This is a genomic window from Mesorhizobium sp. SARCC-RB16n (assembly GCF_008520305.1).
In the GTDB taxonomy this organism is placed as follows: Bacteria; Pseudomonadota; Alphaproteobacteria; order Rhizobiales; family Rhizobiaceae; genus Mesorhizobium.
On record NZ_ML703295.1, the window covers coordinates 1 to 15,371 of the forward strand.

The following is a 15,371-nucleotide window of genomic DNA, read 5'->3' on the forward strand; positions in this document are numbered from 1 at the left end:
GATTAGAGGTTGGCGGGACAGCGCCCCCCTCTGTCCTGCCGGACATCTCCCCCACGAGGGGGGAGATTAAGCATTCGCCCGCTTTCGCCAATTTCCAACGTCTGATGGAGCGGCGGAGCGCCAAAGCTGCCGATCTCCCCCCTCGTGGGGGAGATGTCCGGCATGACAGAGGGGGGCGCTGTCCCGCCGCCGATCGTTATTGGGGAGCGATCCTTGTCTCCAGCTGAAGCCGCATCCCCCATCCTGCTCGCCGTCGAAAGCGTCACCAAGCATTTCGCCGGTGTCACCGCGCTGAGCGATGTCTCGCTCGATGTCCGTCCCGGCGAAATCCTCGGCTTGCTCGGCGAAAACGGCGCCGGCAAGTCGACGCTTCTGAAAATCCTGTCCGGTGTGATGCCACCTTCCGGCGGCCGCATCACCTTCGACGGCGCCGACTACCGGCCGGCGAGCCCGCAGGACGCCAAGCGGCTCGGCATCGTCACCATCTACCAGGAACTCAGCCTGATCCCGACGCTGACGGTGGCGGAGAACATTTTCATCGGCCGTGCGCCGACCGGACCGCTCGGGCTGGTGAGCTGGCGCAAGATGGAACAGGATTCCCGCGCCATCATTGCCCGCGTCGGTCTCTCCATCGATCCGATGACGCCGGTGTCGGCGCTGTCGGTGGCCGAGCAGCAGCTGGTCGAGATCGCCCGTGCGCTGTCGCTGAAAAGCCGGCTGATCATCATGGACGAGCCGACCTCGGCGCTGACCGAGACCGAGGTGCAACGGCTGCTGTCGATCATGGACCGGCTGCGCAAGGATCATGTCGCGATCATGTTCGTCACCCACCGGCTGGAAGAGGCATCCGCCATCTGCGACCGCATGACGGTGTTGCGCGACGGCAGGCTGGCGGGGCATCTCGAGCGTCAGGGCGGGCCGATCAAGCTGCCCGCCATCATCGAAAAGATGGTCGGACGCGCCGCCTCCGAACTTTACGCGCGGCCGGCGCAGCGCGCGGTGGCCGGCGATGTCGTGCTTTCCGTGCGCGGCTTGCGCACCGTGCGCGACCCCGAGGCGCCGCATGCCATCGTACTCGACGGTGTCGACATCGACCTCAAGGCGGGCGAGATCCTCGGCGTCGCCGGGCTTGTCGGTTCGGGCCGCACGGAACTGGCGCGCGCCATTTTCGGCGCCGACCGCATCGCGGCGGGAACGATCGCACTCGACGGCAAACGAATAGCACCGGCATCGCCGGCCGACGCCATCGCGCTCGGCATCGGCCTGGTGCCGGAGGATCGCAAGCACCAGGCGATCTTCGCCGCACTCGGCATCCTGCCGAATTTCTCCGTCGCCTCGCTCGGGCGCTTCAGCAACGGTCTCGGCTTCATGGCCGAGCGGCGCGAACGCGACGCGCTGTCTGGGTTCAGGAAGATGCTCTCGATCCGCATGGCTTCGGCCGAGCAGGCGATCGAGGGCCTGTCAGGCGGCAACCAGCAAAAGGTGATCCTGGCGCGCTGGCTGGCGCGCGATCCCAAAGTGCTGATCGTCGACGAACCGACGCGCGGCGTCGATGTCGGCGCCAAGGCGGAGGTGCACCAGATCCTGGTGCAATTGGCGGCGCGTGGCATCGCGGTGATGATGATCTCGTCCGAACTGCCCGAGGTGCTGGCCGTGTCGGACCGCATCGTCACCATGCGCCGGGGCCGCATCACCGGTCAGATGCCGGGCGTCGAGGCAAACGAGGAAAAGCTGATGGAACTGATGGCGCTCGACAGGCAGGATACGCCAGGACAGGACGCGGCGGGACAGCACGCGGAAGGGCAGGCACGATGAGCATCGCCGAGGAACAGAACCCGCGCGGCGGCGTGACGATCGCGCGGCTTTTGATGAGCTTCGGGCCGCTGCTGTTCCTGGCCGCTCTGGTCGTCGTCTTCACTGTGCTGAAGCCGAGCTTCATCGACCCGATCAACCTGTTCAACATCACGCGCCAGATCTCGATCACCGGGCTGATCGCGCTCGGCATGACCTTCGTCATCCTCACCGCCGGCATCGATCTTTCGGTCGGTTCGCTGCTCGCCTTCTGCGGCATGGTGGCGGCCGTCGTCGCCAAGGGCGGAACCGCCAACACGCTGTCGCTGTCGACGTCAGGCACACAGGGCTATGGCTGGTTCGCGGCGCTGCTGGCCGCCGTCGTGGTCGGTTCGCTCGCCGGCAGCGTGCAGGGGTTCGCGATCACAAGGCTGAAAGTGCCGCCCTTCGTCGTCACGCTGGGCGGGCTGACGGTGTTTCGCGGGCTGACGCTGACCATCTCCAATGGCGGCCCGATCTCGGGCTTCGATGCCTCGATGCGCTGGTTCGGCACGGGGCTGATCGGCCCGGTGCCGGTGCCGGCGCTGATCTTCGCCATCGCCGCTATCCTGTGCCACATCGTGCTGCGCTACACCCGCTATGGCCGCGCCGTTTATGCCGTCGGCGGCAATGCGGAAGCGGCACGACTGTCAGGCCTGCGCGTCGACCGCATCCTGGTCTCGGTCTACGTCATCGTCGGCTTCTTCGCCGGGCTCGCCGCCTTCGTGCTGTCGGCGCGGCTGAATTCTTCCGAAGCGGTCGCCGGCATCGGCTACGAGTTGACCGTCATCTCGGCCGTCGTCATCGGCGGCACCTCGCTGTTCGGCGGCATCGGCTCAGTGGGCGGCACGGTGGTGGGCGCGGCCCTGATCGGCGTGCTGCAGAACGGGCTGCAGTTCAACAACGTCTCGTCCTACACGCAAAGCATCGTCATCGGGCTGATCCTGATCCTGGCGGTAGCGTTCGACCGGTGGCTGAAATCGCGGGTGAGGCGGTGAGCGTCCCTTCCTCCTCCTCTTCTGGGAGAAGGGAAAACCCGGTCTCAGCCGCCCAGCTTCTCCTCCACGATCCGCGCCGATCCTGGCACCAACTGCCCGGCGTGGTCGAAGCGTAGCACCACTACCCAGTTGAAGACATCGCCGGGCCATTCGCCGCTCGGCAGCAGCGCCTTGGGGTCGGCGCCGAAGGCCTTGATCAGCTTGCCCAACTGGCCGTGATGCCAGGCGATCAGGATCGACTTGCCGTGGCTTTCGGTCGACAGCGCTGCGACGAGGTTCTGGACTTCCCGGTCGGCGAAGCGCTGGTCGATGGGTAGTTTCAAAGCCTCGCTGAGCGGCGTTAGCGTCAGCCGCTCGCGCGCGCTGTTCTTGGAATCGGCGCTGGCCACCAGCACATCGGGCCGGAACGGCGCGCCGTCGAGCATGAAGGGTTGGAAATAGGCGACATAGGCTTGTGCGCGGGCTTGGCCCTCGGTCGACAGGCCGGGGCCGCCGTGGGGCTTCTCGCCGTGGCGCACAATCAGCACGGTCGCGTCGGCAAGCCCAGTCGTGGTGTCGCGGGCATGTGCGGACAAAGCGAGCGCCATCACCCACAGGGCAGCGAGAACAAGGCGTTTCATGTTGAGGTCCTTCCGACGCTCGGCGATTTCCAAGACCATCCAATCAGCGCATCATTCCGACGGAATCAGGGCAGCCATGATGCGCGGCATCATCGCTGGAAAAGCCGGGGCGGGTCGGCACCGCCGCGCCTTAAGCCGCTTGCCTTGCCCACAAACCATGCCCGTAGCGGCGGAAGAAACGGGCCATGAGAAGCTGCTGCCTGGCCCTAGCGAGATCGGGCAGGCGCCGTTCCTGGCGCCAGCGCGGCATATTGCGCCAGCCGGCGATGAAGCCGGCGGCATCCTCGACGGCTTCGTGCGCCGACAGCGCCGGGCCGATCGCGGCCAGGAACAGCAGCTCCGACTGCTTCAATTCGTCGATGACGGCCTTGCGCCTGAAATGATCCAGGCGGGCCTCAGCGATGCCGTTGCGGCGGATCGCCTCGAAGGCTTCGAGCAAAGCGGGACTGTCGCCGGTGTAACCGCAGGCGCGGGCGAAATCGGCGGCATCCATTCTTGCTCCCGGATCTGGCGCGTCCAATTCCGCGCCGACTCATATTTGTAAGTTATATATAAGCATAACTCAAATATGCATAAAAGAGAGACTTTTGGAGGGGTTTGGAAACTGCGACTCGACTCCTGCTTCAAAACACGGGAAGATACGAACAAATCAGGAACAAAAGGAGGGAGGGGTGATGGCGTTGCCGGGCAGGGAAGCAGTGATCGCGCAGGTGGCCTCGCTGTCGGTCGAGTGCGCCGATTGCGGCCGCAACAGGTGGTGGCGGCCGGACCAGTTGAGACGCTTCGGGGTGAACGGAAACACGCCGCTGGCTGCATTGTCGGGCCGCATCGTCTGCTCGGCCTGCCGTGCCGACGGGCTGCCGGGCACCGCGATCTCGATCCAGGCCGCGTTCATCGACGAGCGCCAGCGCGTGCGCTCGGAAGCGCGGATGCTGAACGACCGCGAAGTGCCGCTGGAGGGATCGAGGCGGGCTTGAGGGGCGCTGGCTGGCAGGGCCGTCAGGTAACGTCGTCTTCGTCGAAGAGGACAATGTCTCGTCCGCCATGAAAGACTCGCAAGATCGTCACGGTCTTATCCTTGACGCTGAATGCTATCGTGGCCCGCCGGCGATAGCCCACGGTACGCAGGCCCGGTCTAATGTCATCGTGGCGTGCGCCGCGCTCAGGAAAAATGTCAAATTCCGCACAATAGTCGATCAGGCGATCAATGTAGATTCGCGCAATCCGCTCGCCTGCCTGGGGGATCAGATAGGACAGCAAATCCGTCAGATCGTTCTCCGCGGCCTTGCTGAAGACAACCCTGTACGTCATGCCTTGCGGGAAGGCTTGCCCACGAGCGCGTCAATGCGGCCGTGCAGTCGCCTGCGCACTTCCTCGAGAGGCGCAACGAGCGAAGGATCCTTCTGCAGCGCGTCCATCGTTGGTGCAACCTCTTCCCGCAACCAGCGATCGACCGCGGCGTCGCGCGCGGCGAGAGTTCTCAGGCCATCGCGGATAACTTCGCTTTCAGTAGCGTACTCGCCTGATGAAACCTTGTCCTTCACCATCCGCGCCATTTCAAGCGGCAAGGTGATGGTCAGGGGTTGGGTGCTGCGCATAGTCGTTTCCTGAGCAAATTCTGATATGTGACTTAATCATACACCTTTGCGCAAACTGCCGCTAGTGGGATGGTGGTGGCGTGGCACATGAGGGGCCCCTAATACCCCAGCAGTTCCTTCAGCGGGATGACGCGCCAGACTTGCTTGATGGCGTAGCGGTTGAAGGTCAGCGTCTTGCGCGGATTGTACTGCTCGACCACCAACTCGCCCGCCGTGCGCCGGACCAGCTTCTTGATGAAAGCCTTGCCGTTCTTCTCGTTCTCTTCCGGAAAGGTCTCGATCACCACATGGTCGCCCGGTACCGCATCGCGGCCGCCGCAATAGATCATGTCGCCGGGTTCATAGCGCGGCACCATGGAATCCGACAGCACGTGCAGCGCGAACACTTTCGGCAGGTTGCGGACTCCCGGCGGACGCTGCACGTATCCTGCCGGCTCGCCATTGAAGGTGAAGTCGCCGTCATCGCCGCCGACGGCGGCGCCCAGCACCGGAATATCCATCGCTCCGGCCGGCAGGGGGCCGGCATCGGTGACGATCTCGGCGTCCGCCACCGGGCCGGCATCATCGAGGAAGACGACCTCGCCCTTGCCGAGCGCCACGGGGTCGACACGCAGGAAGGCGGCGGTCTTCAACAGGTTCTCGGTCTTGGGCAGGTTGCGCCCGGTTTCCCAGTTGCCGACGGCGGCGACATCGGTGTCGTTGTGCTCGGCGATGTGGCGCATGACCAGGCCGCGCTGCTTGCGTGCCTGGCGGATCGCGGCCCCGACCCTGATCGACAGTTGCGTTTTCACCATGGCCTCATGTGACCAACAAGCTCCGCTTTCGTCCATGAAAGAATGGCTTGCATCAATTTTTGAGTTATGCTTATATCGCTTCATGCAAAAGCTCAATCCCCTCAGAGTCGACAGCGCCTCCAGCCCGGCCTTGCCGGGCTGCCCTTTCCCTTCCGCCCCGGCCGCCTCCTCCTCGGCCAGGGCGATGCGCGAAGCCGATTGCCTTGGTGCCTCGGCTTCGCGTCCGGTCCGCCAATTACCGGCGGCCGGAACGGCCGGAGCCGCCGCTCCCCGCGGCTCCGGCCCCCCATTCGACCCGGCCACGGGTTGTTCCTTGATCCGCACGCAGGACGGTACCGTCATCCCTGACGAGCCGACGACGGGCAGGGCGGTGTCCGCCCCCGACAGGAACATGGCGCAGGCGCGGCTTGCGCGCCTCGCCGCGCCGATCGATCGGCGGGGCTGAAAGCAGCCCTCTTCCACAGGCAATCCCAGCGGCCGACAGGCCGGACCAGCCCCGGCAGCGCTCATGGCAGCTGCGGGCAAAACCCGACGCTTGCCTGACGGCGCCGTGCGCGGCGGCCGCTGGCCGCGCAATGGAGACGACATGGCAAGCTACAGCGACAGCGAGTTGCAGGCGATCGCCGCCTGGCTGAAGGACGGGCTTTCGGCCTCGAGGATCGCGGCGGCGTTCAGCGCACAGCGCGGCGCGCGTGTATCGCGCAACGCTATTATCGGCATCGTCCACCGCAACGCCATGCTGGGCGCGATCGGCTTTGCCAATGGCAAGGGCCGGCCGGCGGCGCGCACGACGGTGGCCAAGGCAGCGAGCCGCGCCGCCAAGGCGGAACCCTCAACCAGTCGTGCCGGCGCCGGCCCCGCCCCACCGGCGGCCAAACCCGCCATGCGGCCGAAGCGGGCTCCTTCGCCCGTCCGACCACGGCTTTTCCGGCGCGAGGCGGGCGTGCTGATCGCCGACGGGCAAACCTACCGTTTCAAGGCACCCGCGCCGCCGCGCGGTCCCATCGGCCGGCAGCCGCATGGCGTGGCCATGCGCTTCATCGATTGCCTGTTCAACCGCTGTCGCGCGCCGCTCGACCTGACGCAGGAGGACGATCCTCAAGATGGTGCGCCCGGCGGGCGGCCGGGTCAGGACATGCTGTGCTGCGGCATGCGCACCAGGGCGATGAAAAGCTACTGCACTTACCATCAGGCGCGCTTCCAGCGCCGTGTCTGCGAGGCCGGGTGAAGCCTGGTCCCATCGCCCATTTACGGGGAGAAAGACGCTCCGCGAGACATTGGAGAATTACGTTGAACAGCTATCGCGCCGCGCCGCTATTTCGGCATCTGGCGGCCCTGTTTGGGCATGCGGCTCTGCACCGTCCGTTGCTCCAACATCGTCGCCGGGCCGCCGCCGGCAACCAGGATGCCGGCAACGCGGGCAAAACCGGTGAACACTTTCATCGCATCGGATTGCGATATCTGCGCCGCGATTGCGGCGCTGCAAGCGTTGAGCGCGCTGCGATAGACGTGGCCGCGCCGCTCGATCGGCCAGCGCTGCAGGAAATCGGCGGCGTCGCTGACGGTCTCGATCTCCTCGACATGTCCGTCCAGGGACACTTTGAGCGGCACTCCGGTTTTCATCGTACCCACGGCGTTCACCTTCGGTCCAGGCGCGGCCCTCAAGCCGACGCTCATAAACGCACAAGGCCGGCGCTCGGTTGCATCGCCGCCGAACCGGCGTCAGGGGCTCGCCGCGGCGTCGAGCCATTCATGCGCGCGGCTTCTTGGCTTGGCCACCAATACGCCTTGTTGCCTGGCCGCCTCGCGAAAGGCCTCGAAGGCGGGGCGCGGGCAGCAAGTGCCCTCGACCGCGAGCCGGACGAGCCGTGCCGCCTCGAGATAGGCCGGCGCGGTCTTGTCGGGCCACTGGTGACGAAGCGCTGTCGCGGCATCGGCCACCGAGCCGACCAGCATGGTCTTGTTGTCGCAGAAACGCAGCGTCACCGGCATGAAAGCCGTCATGGGCAATCCTCCCCTAGGCATGGACGCGTCATAACGTCCGGACCGGCGGCTGGTTCCATTAGCTCGACTGGACACACAGCGTGGAGCGCGGCATGAGCGAACGGCCCTTCATGCAGCTCTACGTGTCCGATTTCGTCGGCGACACACTGCAGCTCTCGACCGAGCAGATCGGCGCCTACATGCTGCTGCTGATGGCAATGTGGAACGCTGGCGGCAGCTTGCCCGACGATGACGCCAGGCTGGCGCGCGTGGCGCGCCTGCCGTTGAAACGTTGGCGGGCGATCAGCGCCGAACTGCTGGCCTTCTTCGAGCGCGAGGCCGGCGAGATCGGCCACAAGAGGCTGACGAAGGAGCTGCGCAAGGCGCAGCTCAAGAGCGAGGCGAGGGCGGCTGCCGGCGCGCGCGGCGGTGCCGCCACCGCCTTGAAAACAAAGGCACATGCCCGGGCAAATGCCGATGGTTTGACGCGGCATTCTCCAGATTCCAGAAACCAGATGGAAAAAGCTTCCGCTTTTTCAGCGCGCGAGGCGCGCGAAAGACAGGGAATTCCGATTGGGGGCCGTGAGCCGGCTTCGGGATCGCACGGCCCGGGCCGGCCCAAGAAACCGCCGGGCTGGACAAGGCCGATAACCCACGGCGACGCCGCCAACACCATCATCGAGGAGATCCGCGGATATGACCACGGCCGAACTACAGCAGGCGACGAAGGCGCTGGCGGCAATGTTCTCCTGCTTCCCGCAATCCGCCCTGACTGATGTCGAGATGCAGCTGCGCGGCTATCTCGGCGCCGTCAGCGATGCCGAGCTGGCCGACCTGCAGGCCGCCATCCAGCGCTTCGTGCGCGGCGAGGTGAGGAGCGGCAACGCGCAGTTCTGCCCTTCGAGCGCGCAGCTTTGCATCGAAGTGCGCGAGCGGCGGGTGATGCGCGAGCTGCTGGCACGGCGCGGCGCCAGCATCGCTTCCTCGCCCCCGCTCCACGGAGGCGAGGAACCCAGGTCCTGCAAGGCCATCACCCGAACACAACCAAGAGGAGCCACCCATGCCCAAGAAAACCAAAGCCGCCAGGCCGCAGGCACCGAAACTGCCGAAGGGCGAGGCCGAGCAGGTGCGCATCCGCCGCGAGGTCGGCCATGATTTCGCGCTGAAGGACGATGCCTTCGGCCGCAAGCGGCTGACATCGGGCACGGCGGAGGCGCGGCGCGTCTACGAGGTGTCGAATGACGGCCATACCTCCACCGGCGGCATCGTGCGGGTGCGCAATGTCGATCCGCTGGTCGGCATCACCTCGCTGTCGCGCCAGCAGCGCGAGGCCGGCCTGCGCTACCGCGGGCATTTCCAGTGCAGCCAGCGGGCCGATATCAAGCCGATGCGCTGGACGGAGCGCGTCGACGGCGGCCGCACCGGCGGCGGCATCGCCGACAGCGTGCTCAACGCCGGCCGCGCGCATGCCGCCGCGACGCGGGCGCTCGGGCATTGGGACGTGGCGGCAATCGTGCAGAAAGTCGTGTGCCTGGAACAGCCGGTGAAGACCGTGGCCGAGCAGAATGGCGAAGGGCGCGATGTGGTGACGAAGCTGCTGAAGGTGGGGCTGGATTTGCTGGCCGTGCACTATGGCATGATGATGGGGCGGTAGGGGACGGCGCATTGTCACCGGCCGGCTATGCCGGCCGGATCAGTTTCACACCATCGGATCACCCGCAGACGCGGACTTCCTCTACGATCCGGTGATGATGACGCCAGTGATTGATCACTTCGATGTGGCAACGGTGGTCCCGGTGGAAATACCGCGGCCTGTAACCGTTGTCATAGACGTCGTAGGGGCTATAGACATAGCGACCGCCATAGTCCCCATAATTGTCGTAATAGTCGTTGCCGTAATAGTTGTCATAGCCGCCGATGCCGATAAAGACGTGGCTGCGGGCGTCAGCGGGGGCGATCATCGCCGCCGCCGAAGCAATGGCGATAACCGAAACAAGCAGGAGCTTCTTCATAGCCGCCTCCTTTTTCCAGGTTGGTCTAATATAACCCCTGAGACGCGGTCTCGTTCCATGGATTCGCAGGATCACGCGGATGCCGGGCGGCGAAATGTACAGGCCGCCCTTGGACTTGCGGGATACCCATTCCCCTAAAACAGCGCCTTTTCCAGCGGTGCTTCCAGCGTCTCGGCAAACCCCGTCGCCAGATGATGCCGGTCGCGGAAGGCGAGTTTGCCGCCGATGAAGACATGGCATTCGGTCGGGCCGCAGAAACGGTCGGTGAGATCGACATAGAGCGTGTCGGGCACGCTTTTCACCACCGCGCGCTCGGCGACGGCGACTCTGTCGTTGGCGGCCTCGGCCCTCGGCGTGTCGCACAGCGACGGTGCCTCGCGCCACCACAGCGCGCGGGCAACGCAGGCGTCCGCGAAGCTGTTGCTGATCGGCGTGTCGCGGATGACGGCGGCTTCCACGCCGGCCTTGCTGAAGGCCTGCAAGGTGGAGCGCAGGCCGGCCTGCCAGCGCGCGGTCTCGGCCTGGCGGCTTGCGGCGGGCATGTCGCGCGTCAGATTGCCGATCGAGAATTCCGAGATCACGACCAGGCGCGGCTTGCGGCGGATAATGTCTGAAATCGCCTGTTCGCGCCAGGCGTCGCACTCGGTGTAGTCGCGCTTGAGCACGGTGTTGAAGGTAGACAGCCGCGAGGCGCGGCATGAGGATTTGAGATAGGTGACCACTTTGGTGTCGTTGCGTTTTGCCGCCTCGACCAGCGGCGTCGACCAGTGGTCGGCATGCGAATCGCCGAACAGCACGATGGTGTGGGCGGCGTCGGCCGGCCCGAAGGTGCAAGGTTTCGGTTTCACCGTGTGGAAGTCGAGCAGGCAGTTCTTGTCGACGGCGCGCGCGATGGAAGGCTGTTCGGCGGCCTCTTCGATGCCGCGCTGTGTGGGGTCGATGTTGCGCGTCGCCAGATGCGCGTTGGCGTAGGCCGCCGCCACGCCGGCCGCGGTCAGCACAAAGGCCGGGGCGAGGGCAAGCCCGGGGAAAAGCCGAAGCGGTTTTGCACCCGCATTGAAGCGAAAGGCGCGCGCGGCCGCCGCCAGCCAGTCGCCGCGCCGTGCCGGGTTCTCGATCAGCCGGTAGGTGGCCACCGACAAGACCAGCGCCAGCACGGCGCAGCCGAGGCGCTGCGCCACGCCGAGGTCCGGCTCCAGCATGCCGGCATAGACGATGATGGGCCAGTGCCAGAGATAGAGCGAATAGGAGAGCGTGCCGACCCATTGCAAGGGCGCCAGCGAGAGCATCCTGGCGGGCGCCAGGGCCCGCCAACGGGTCACGCCCGGGGCGTCGCCCTGCTCGCCGGCACCGCTCAGGAGAACCAGCACGGTGCCGGCAACAGGCAGCAGCGCGTACCAGCCGGGGAAGGGCAGGTCTTCGCTCAGGGCGAGATAGGCGACGGCGATCAGCACCAGGCCTAGCCACCCCTGTGCCGCCCGCAGCCACGACTGACGCCGCCACAGAGCGGGCGCGGCAAACGTCGCTAGGCCGCCGGCGGCGAACTCCCAGGCGCGCAGCGGCGAGAAGTAGAAGGCCCAGGCCGGCGAGAGGCTGGTGAGCCACAGGCAGGCGGCGAAGGAGGCGAGGCCGACGATCCCGATCACGGCCACCGTCATGCGCCGGCCCTGATGCAGCCAGGCGGCGAAGACAAGCAATGCCGGCCAGACGAGATAGAACTGCTCCTCCACCGACAGCGACCAGAAGTGGATGAAGGGGTTGCTCAAGGCATCGGCGGCGAAATAGTCGAACGACCAGCGCAGCAGCCACAGATTGATCGTGTAGGCCGCTGCATACATGGCGCCGCGCGAATAGAGCGCCTGTTCCTGCGGCGCCATGATGAGGGTGCCTGCGGCAAGCGTGGCCAGGATGACGAAGATGGCGGCCGGCAGGAGGCGCCTGGCGCGCCTGGCATAGAAGCGCCAGAGATCGAGCCGGCCGGTCTCGGTGATCTCCTGCATCAGATGCGTCGTGATCAGCCAGCCGGAAATGACGAAGAAGATATCGACGCCGGCAAAGCCGCCGGGCAGCGCGGTGAGGCCGAAATGATAGGCGACGACGCCGCCGACCGCCAGCGCGCGCAAGCCCTGTATATCAGGCCGAAACGATGCCGCCACGAGGCCTCCTTGGTGCAAGCCCAGCCCCCCAAGGTCCAGCTCTTGCCAATCTCGGCCGAACGGCCCGCTATCGCAATGCAACAAATCTTTCGCAGTGCAACATGGCCAGAACAAGGACGGGCCGGGCTGGAACAGGTCCGACCGGCTCAGAAAACAGGCCGGCCACTGAGGAATCACTCAGCCTGCTGGCCTCGCGCCGCGCGCGGCATGGAGGGCTGCTGCTGCCGCCGCTACGACCAGGGCGGCAAACACTGCCAGTTTCAGCGGTGTCGCGCCTTGCGGGCCGAAGGCGACGAAATACATGGTCCGCCCTGGAATGAAGGTCAGAAGCCCGGTGATGACCAGCCCGAATATGTAGGTGCCTTGCATGATGCGGCGGTGGGCGGCGACGTTGCCGCGGTGCGCCATCTCAATGCCCCGCCATAGCATCACCAGCACGAACAGCGACAGAAGATGGATCGGGCTGAACGGTCCCCACAGCCGGATCGTCCAGATGAAGAAGCTCGACAGGGCGACGACCGCCATCAGGCTCACCCAGACGCGGCCGAGCGCCCGGTGCAGCCGGTCGCCCTTGGTGCGCCAGAGCTGCACGCCGCCGAGCAGGAGCGAAGCGATCGCCGCCAGCGCATGCAACTGGATGAGCAGCGAGGCATGCAAAAGCGGGGCGAGCGACATCGGTGTCATCCTGTGGGCGATGCCGGCGAATATGACCGAAGGTGCGCAGGGGCGGCAAGGCGGCGGCAGTCAAAAAAACAGCCCCGCGAGCGGGGCTGTCTCCATGGCCGCGGCGCTGTGTCAGCTGCCGCCGCCATTCAATTTCACGCTGCTGCAGAATTCCGGATGCGTGTTGGTCGGGTTGGCGTTCTTGGCCTCGTCGGCGCAGGCGGTTCTCATCGCCGCCTGGTCTTCGGGCGTCAGCGCCTTCCAGGCTGTCACGAAGGCGTCTTTGCCGACCATCGTCTTCATGCCGGAGTCCGTGTAGAACGGCTTCATCTTGGCAGGATCATCGAGAGCGGATGTTCCCGTGCTACTTCCCGCGAGAGCCGAACCGGCGGCCATTGAAAGCGCCATCGCGCCAAGACAGATCATCTTGATGTTCATGATTTGGGTCCTTCCCTGTTGCCTTGTGACCGTCGAAGCAACGATCAAGCTTTCTAACGAAAAACTTTGCTCGGAAGTTCCAGATTTTCAGGTCGAAATTGCCGCAAGCAATTCCGGTAAGTCTCGAAAGCTTTGCGAAACTAGAATCTAATCCGGCGCGTCCCAGCAATTTTTCTTGAATTGGCCTGCCTTCTCTGGCCGCCGCCAGTCGCGGCGTGCCTCTAGGGTTGGTTGGCCAGGCTTCCGGCCGTTTGGACAACTTCGCGATTTGCGGATGGTTCCGGGGGGCGGACATGGCGGCGCCGCAAAAAGCCCGCCGGCGAGCCGGCGAGGCATTGATTGGAGGGTCTTGTCATCGCCCGAAGGCGATTGCTCAGCAACGAGGGCGGCTTCGCGGAAAGTTTCAGCGTTCGATGTCTGTTTTTGCAGCCATGGTTATGCCGGTCTCAGTTGCTGTCCGGCGGCCCGGGTCTGGCCAACACGTTGCCGTCCAATCCTCCTAAGACGCTTCGTCGCCCCCCGCGTGGCTGCGCCAACGACCGGGCCGCATCCGCTCCGGCCGCCAGGATGCGATCCGACAGTTCCGTGCCCTCCACCGCGCGGGCCAGTTGAAGCGTGCCGATGAGCGCTGCGAAGATGCCGAATGCCGCGGCCTCCGGGTTGCTGGTATGCGGCGGGAGAGCGGCTGACACCTGCCGCACCAAAGTCATCAAGCGCTCGGTGTAGAGTTGCCGCGTTTCCGGCTGCTCCCGCGCGATTTCCGGCAACAGGGCGGCGGAAGCGCAGCCCATGCCTGGATTGTCGCGGTGCTGCGCCGACAGATAGGCGTCTATGGCCGTTGCCAGCCCGCCGGAGGCCAGCGCCTGCGCGATCTGGCCTGACTGGCCTTCCAGCGCCGCCGCCACGCATTCCCGGACGAGCGCCGCCTTGGAGGGAAAGTGCGGATAGAAGGCGCCGTTGGTCAGCCCGGCGTCGCTCATGATGCTTGCCAGTCCCGAGGCGGCGATGCCGTCGCCCCGGAACCGTTGCGTGGCCACATCCATGATGCGGTTGCGCGATGCGTCCTTCCGACCCTTGTCGTAACGCATGGATTTTTCCTTCCCTTGCCTCTATTGCATTATGATCATAATCTGATATTACGAACATAATTCAATCCATGGCAGAAAGCTAGCCATGTCGGGTTCGGAAAGCGCATTCTGGAAAGACTGCAATCGTGGAAGAGCAAGCAGGATGAAAGCCTTCGTCGTCGACAAATATCAGAAGAAGGGCGCGCTGCGGCTCGCCGACATGCCAGAACCGGAATTGCGGGACAATGATGTGCTGGTCGAGGTCCACGCCGCCGGCGTGAACCTTCTGGATTCCAAAGTCCGAGACGGGGAGTTCAAACCCGTGCTGCCCTATCGCCCACCCTTCATCCTGGGTCACGACGTGGCCGGCATCGTCGTGCGGGCCGGATCGAAGGTCCGCAAGTTCAAAGCCGGCGACGAAGTCTATGCACGGCCGCGCGATGGCCGGATCGGGACATTCGCCGAAATCATCGCCATGGATGAGGCCGACGTGGCCTTGAAGCCGAAAAACCTCAGCATGGAGGAGGCCGCCTCCATTCCGCTGGTCGGCCTGACCGCCTGGCAGGTGCTGGTCGAAAGGGTGGGGCTGAGGAAAGGCCAGAAGGTCTTCATCCAAGCTGGCTCCGGCGGGGTGGGCACGTTTGCCATCCAACTGGCGAAGCATCTCGGCGCGACGGTTGCGACAACGGCGAGCGCGGCGAGTACGGATTTGATGAAAAGTCTCGGTGCCGATGTCGTCGTCGATTATCGCAAGGACGATTTCGAGAAGGTCCTGCAGGGCTATGACGTCGTCCTGAACAGCCAGGATGCCAAGACGCTCGAAAAATCGCTCGGCGTGCTGAAGCCGGGCGGGAAGCTGATTTCCATTTCCGGTCCGCCGGATCCCGAGTTCGCCAGGAAGCAAGGCCTGAACATCGTGCTGAAGCTGGTGTTGCGGTTCCTCAGTCTGGGCATACGCCGCAGGGCCAAACGCGCCGGTGTCGACTATTCCTTCCTGTTCATGTGGGCGCAAGGCGACCAGCTGGGCCAGATCACGTCGCTCATCGAAACCGGCGTCATACGGCCGGTCATGGACCGGACTTTTCCGTTCGAACAGACCAATGAGGCCTTGGCCTATGTCGAAACGGGGCGTGCCAAGGGCAAGGTGGTCGTGAGGGTCAGATAGAGATGGCCGGGAGTCGCGGCGAATAGGATTCGCCCGACCTGCTGTAA

The 15,371-nt window shown here is 65.1% G+C and carries 20 protein-coding genes; 8 read left to right on the top strand and 12 right to left on the bottom strand.

Annotation, left to right across the window (positions count from 1 at the left end):
- Positions 1 to 162 precede the first annotated feature (162 nt).
- Both C7I87_RS30335 and C7I87_RS30340 read left to right on the top strand, forming a co-directional pair.
- Entirely contained in the window at positions 163 to 1,815 is a 1,653-nt protein-coding gene (locus C7I87_RS30335) for a sugar ABC transporter ATP-binding protein (RefSeq protein WP_246696458.1), read from the top strand.
- The gene (locus C7I87_RS30340) at positions 1,812 to 2,828 is read left to right on the top strand and encodes an ABC transporter permease (RefSeq protein WP_149907656.1); all 1,017 of its coding nucleotides are present in this window, start codon (positions 1,812 to 1,814) and stop codon (positions 2,826 to 2,828) included. Before C7I87_RS30335 ends, C7I87_RS30340 begins: the two co-directional genes overlap by 4 nt.
- 44 nt (positions 2,829 to 2,872) lie before the next feature.
- Here C7I87_RS30340 and C7I87_RS30345 read toward each other — a convergent pair whose 3' ends face one another.
- Together C7I87_RS30345 and C7I87_RS30350 are read right to left on the bottom strand one after the other, a co-directional pair.
- Positions 2,873 to 3,448, bottom strand: coding sequence for a flagellar basal body-associated protein FliL (locus tag C7I87_RS30345; protein ID WP_246696459.1), 576 nt, complete (start codon positions 3,446 to 3,448; stop codon positions 2,873 to 2,875).
- A 130-nt stretch (positions 3,449 to 3,578) separates the two neighbouring features.
- On the bottom strand, positions 3,579 to 3,941 hold the full coding sequence (locus tag C7I87_RS30350) for a hypothetical protein (protein WP_149907657.1): 363 nt from the start codon (positions 3,939 to 3,941) through the stop codon (positions 3,579 to 3,581).
- A gap of 181 nt (positions 3,942 to 4,122) precedes the next feature.
- On the opposite strand from C7I87_RS30350, the gene C7I87_RS30355 reads away from it, so the two are divergent.
- On the top strand, positions 4,123 to 4,425 hold the full coding sequence (locus tag C7I87_RS30355) for a hypothetical protein (protein WP_149907658.1): 303 nt from the start codon (positions 4,123 to 4,125) through the stop codon (positions 4,423 to 4,425).
- A gap of 22 nt (positions 4,426 to 4,447) precedes the next feature.
- Here the strand turns inward: C7I87_RS30355 and C7I87_RS30360 are convergent, their stop codons facing one another.
- The 3 genes from C7I87_RS30360 to C7I87_RS30370 all read right to left on the bottom strand — a co-directional run bounded on the left by C7I87_RS30360 (position 4,448) and on the right by C7I87_RS30370 (position 5,840).
- Positions 4,448 to 4,759 (bottom strand): type II toxin-antitoxin system RelE/ParE family toxin, encoded by a 312-nt coding sequence (locus tag C7I87_RS30360; RefSeq protein ID WP_149907659.1) that lies wholly within the window; start codon positions 4,757 to 4,759, stop codon positions 4,448 to 4,450.
- Positions 4,756 to 5,046: a ribbon-helix-helix domain-containing protein gene (locus tag C7I87_RS30365; RefSeq protein WP_149907660.1), complete on the bottom strand. Its 291-nt coding sequence runs from the start codon at positions 5,044 to 5,046 to the stop codon at positions 4,756 to 4,758. The genes C7I87_RS30360 and C7I87_RS30365 overlap by 4 nt, the downstream gene beginning before the upstream one ends.
- Before the next feature lie 98 nt (positions 5,047 to 5,144).
- Positions 5,145 to 5,840: an XRE family transcriptional regulator gene (locus tag C7I87_RS30370; protein ID WP_188394057.1), complete on the bottom strand. Its 696-nt coding sequence runs from the start codon at positions 5,838 to 5,840 to the stop codon at positions 5,145 to 5,147.
- A 586-nt stretch (positions 5,841 to 6,426) separates the two neighbouring features.
- Here C7I87_RS30370 and C7I87_RS30380 point away from each other — a divergent pair.
- Complete coding sequence (locus C7I87_RS30380) at positions 6,427 to 7,068, top strand: GcrA family cell cycle regulator (RefSeq protein WP_149907663.1); 642 nt, start codon at positions 6,427 to 6,429, stop codon at positions 7,066 to 7,068.
- Between the two features lie 86 nt (positions 7,069 to 7,154).
- Here C7I87_RS30380 and C7I87_RS30385 read toward each other — a convergent pair whose 3' ends face one another.
- Both C7I87_RS30385 and C7I87_RS30390 read right to left on the bottom strand, forming a co-directional pair.
- Positions 7,155 to 7,463: a DUF982 domain-containing protein gene (locus C7I87_RS30385; RefSeq protein WP_373424797.1), complete on the bottom strand. Its 309-nt coding sequence runs from the start codon at positions 7,461 to 7,463 to the stop codon at positions 7,155 to 7,157.
- Between the two features lie 99 nt (positions 7,464 to 7,562).
- A complete protein-coding gene (locus C7I87_RS30390; RefSeq protein WP_149907665.1) occupies positions 7,563 to 7,844 on the bottom strand; it encodes a DUF982 domain-containing protein in 282 nt (93 codons plus the stop codon).
- A gap of 92 nt (positions 7,845 to 7,936) precedes the next feature.
- Here C7I87_RS30390 and C7I87_RS30395 point away from each other — a divergent pair, with 92 nt between their 5' ends.
- Genes C7I87_RS30395 through C7I87_RS30405 form a run of 3 tightly spaced genes read left to right on the top strand, consistent with a single transcriptional unit; the run spans position 7,937 to position 9,477 of the window.
- Positions 7,937 to 8,599 (top strand): YdaU family protein, encoded by a 663-nt coding sequence (locus C7I87_RS30395; protein ID WP_149907666.1) that lies wholly within the window; start codon positions 7,937 to 7,939, stop codon positions 8,597 to 8,599.
- Positions 8,520 to 8,978: a hypothetical protein gene (locus C7I87_RS30400; protein WP_149907667.1), complete on the top strand. Its 459-nt coding sequence runs from the start codon at positions 8,520 to 8,522 to the stop codon at positions 8,976 to 8,978. The genes C7I87_RS30395 and C7I87_RS30400 overlap by 80 nt, the downstream gene beginning before the upstream one ends.
- Positions 8,884 to 9,477: a DUF6456 domain-containing protein gene (locus tag C7I87_RS30405; RefSeq protein ID WP_149907668.1), complete on the top strand. Its 594-nt coding sequence runs from the start codon at positions 8,884 to 8,886 to the stop codon at positions 9,475 to 9,477. Before C7I87_RS30400 ends, C7I87_RS30405 begins: the two co-directional genes overlap by 95 nt.
- Before the next feature lie 58 nt (positions 9,478 to 9,535).
- Here the strand turns inward: C7I87_RS30405 and C7I87_RS30410 are convergent, their stop codons facing one another.
- The 5 genes from C7I87_RS30410 to C7I87_RS30430 all read right to left on the bottom strand — a co-directional run bounded on the left by C7I87_RS30410 (position 9,536) and on the right by C7I87_RS30430 (position 14,180).
- Entirely contained in the window at positions 9,536 to 9,835 is a 300-nt protein-coding gene (locus C7I87_RS30410; protein WP_149907669.1) for a hypothetical protein, read from the bottom strand.
- Between the two features lie 134 nt (positions 9,836 to 9,969).
- Entirely contained in the window at positions 9,970 to 11,991 is a 2,022-nt protein-coding gene (locus tag C7I87_RS30415; RefSeq protein ID WP_149907670.1) for an acyltransferase family protein, read from the bottom strand.
- A gap of 177 nt (positions 11,992 to 12,168) precedes the next feature.
- Positions 12,169 to 12,666 (bottom strand): DUF2306 domain-containing protein, encoded by a 498-nt coding sequence (locus tag C7I87_RS30420; RefSeq protein ID WP_149907671.1) that lies wholly within the window; start codon positions 12,664 to 12,666, stop codon positions 12,169 to 12,171.
- Between the two features lie 120 nt (positions 12,667 to 12,786).
- The gene (locus tag C7I87_RS30425) at positions 12,787 to 13,092 is read right to left on the bottom strand and encodes a hypothetical protein (protein WP_149907672.1); all 306 of its coding nucleotides are present in this window, start codon (positions 13,090 to 13,092) and stop codon (positions 12,787 to 12,789) included.
- 446 nt (positions 13,093 to 13,538) lie between these two features.
- Positions 13,539 to 14,180, bottom strand: a complete 642-nt coding sequence (locus tag C7I87_RS30430; RefSeq protein WP_149907673.1) for a TetR/AcrR family transcriptional regulator — start codon at positions 14,178 to 14,180, stop codon at positions 13,539 to 13,541.
- A gap of 142 nt (positions 14,181 to 14,322) precedes the next feature.
- Between C7I87_RS30430 and C7I87_RS30435 the strand changes: the two genes are divergently transcribed.
- Positions 14,323 to 15,324: an NADP-dependent oxidoreductase gene (locus tag C7I87_RS30435; protein ID WP_149907674.1), complete on the top strand. Its 1,002-nt coding sequence runs from the start codon at positions 14,323 to 14,325 to the stop codon at positions 15,322 to 15,324.
- The last annotated feature ends 47 nt before the right edge of the window (positions 15,325 to 15,371 follow it).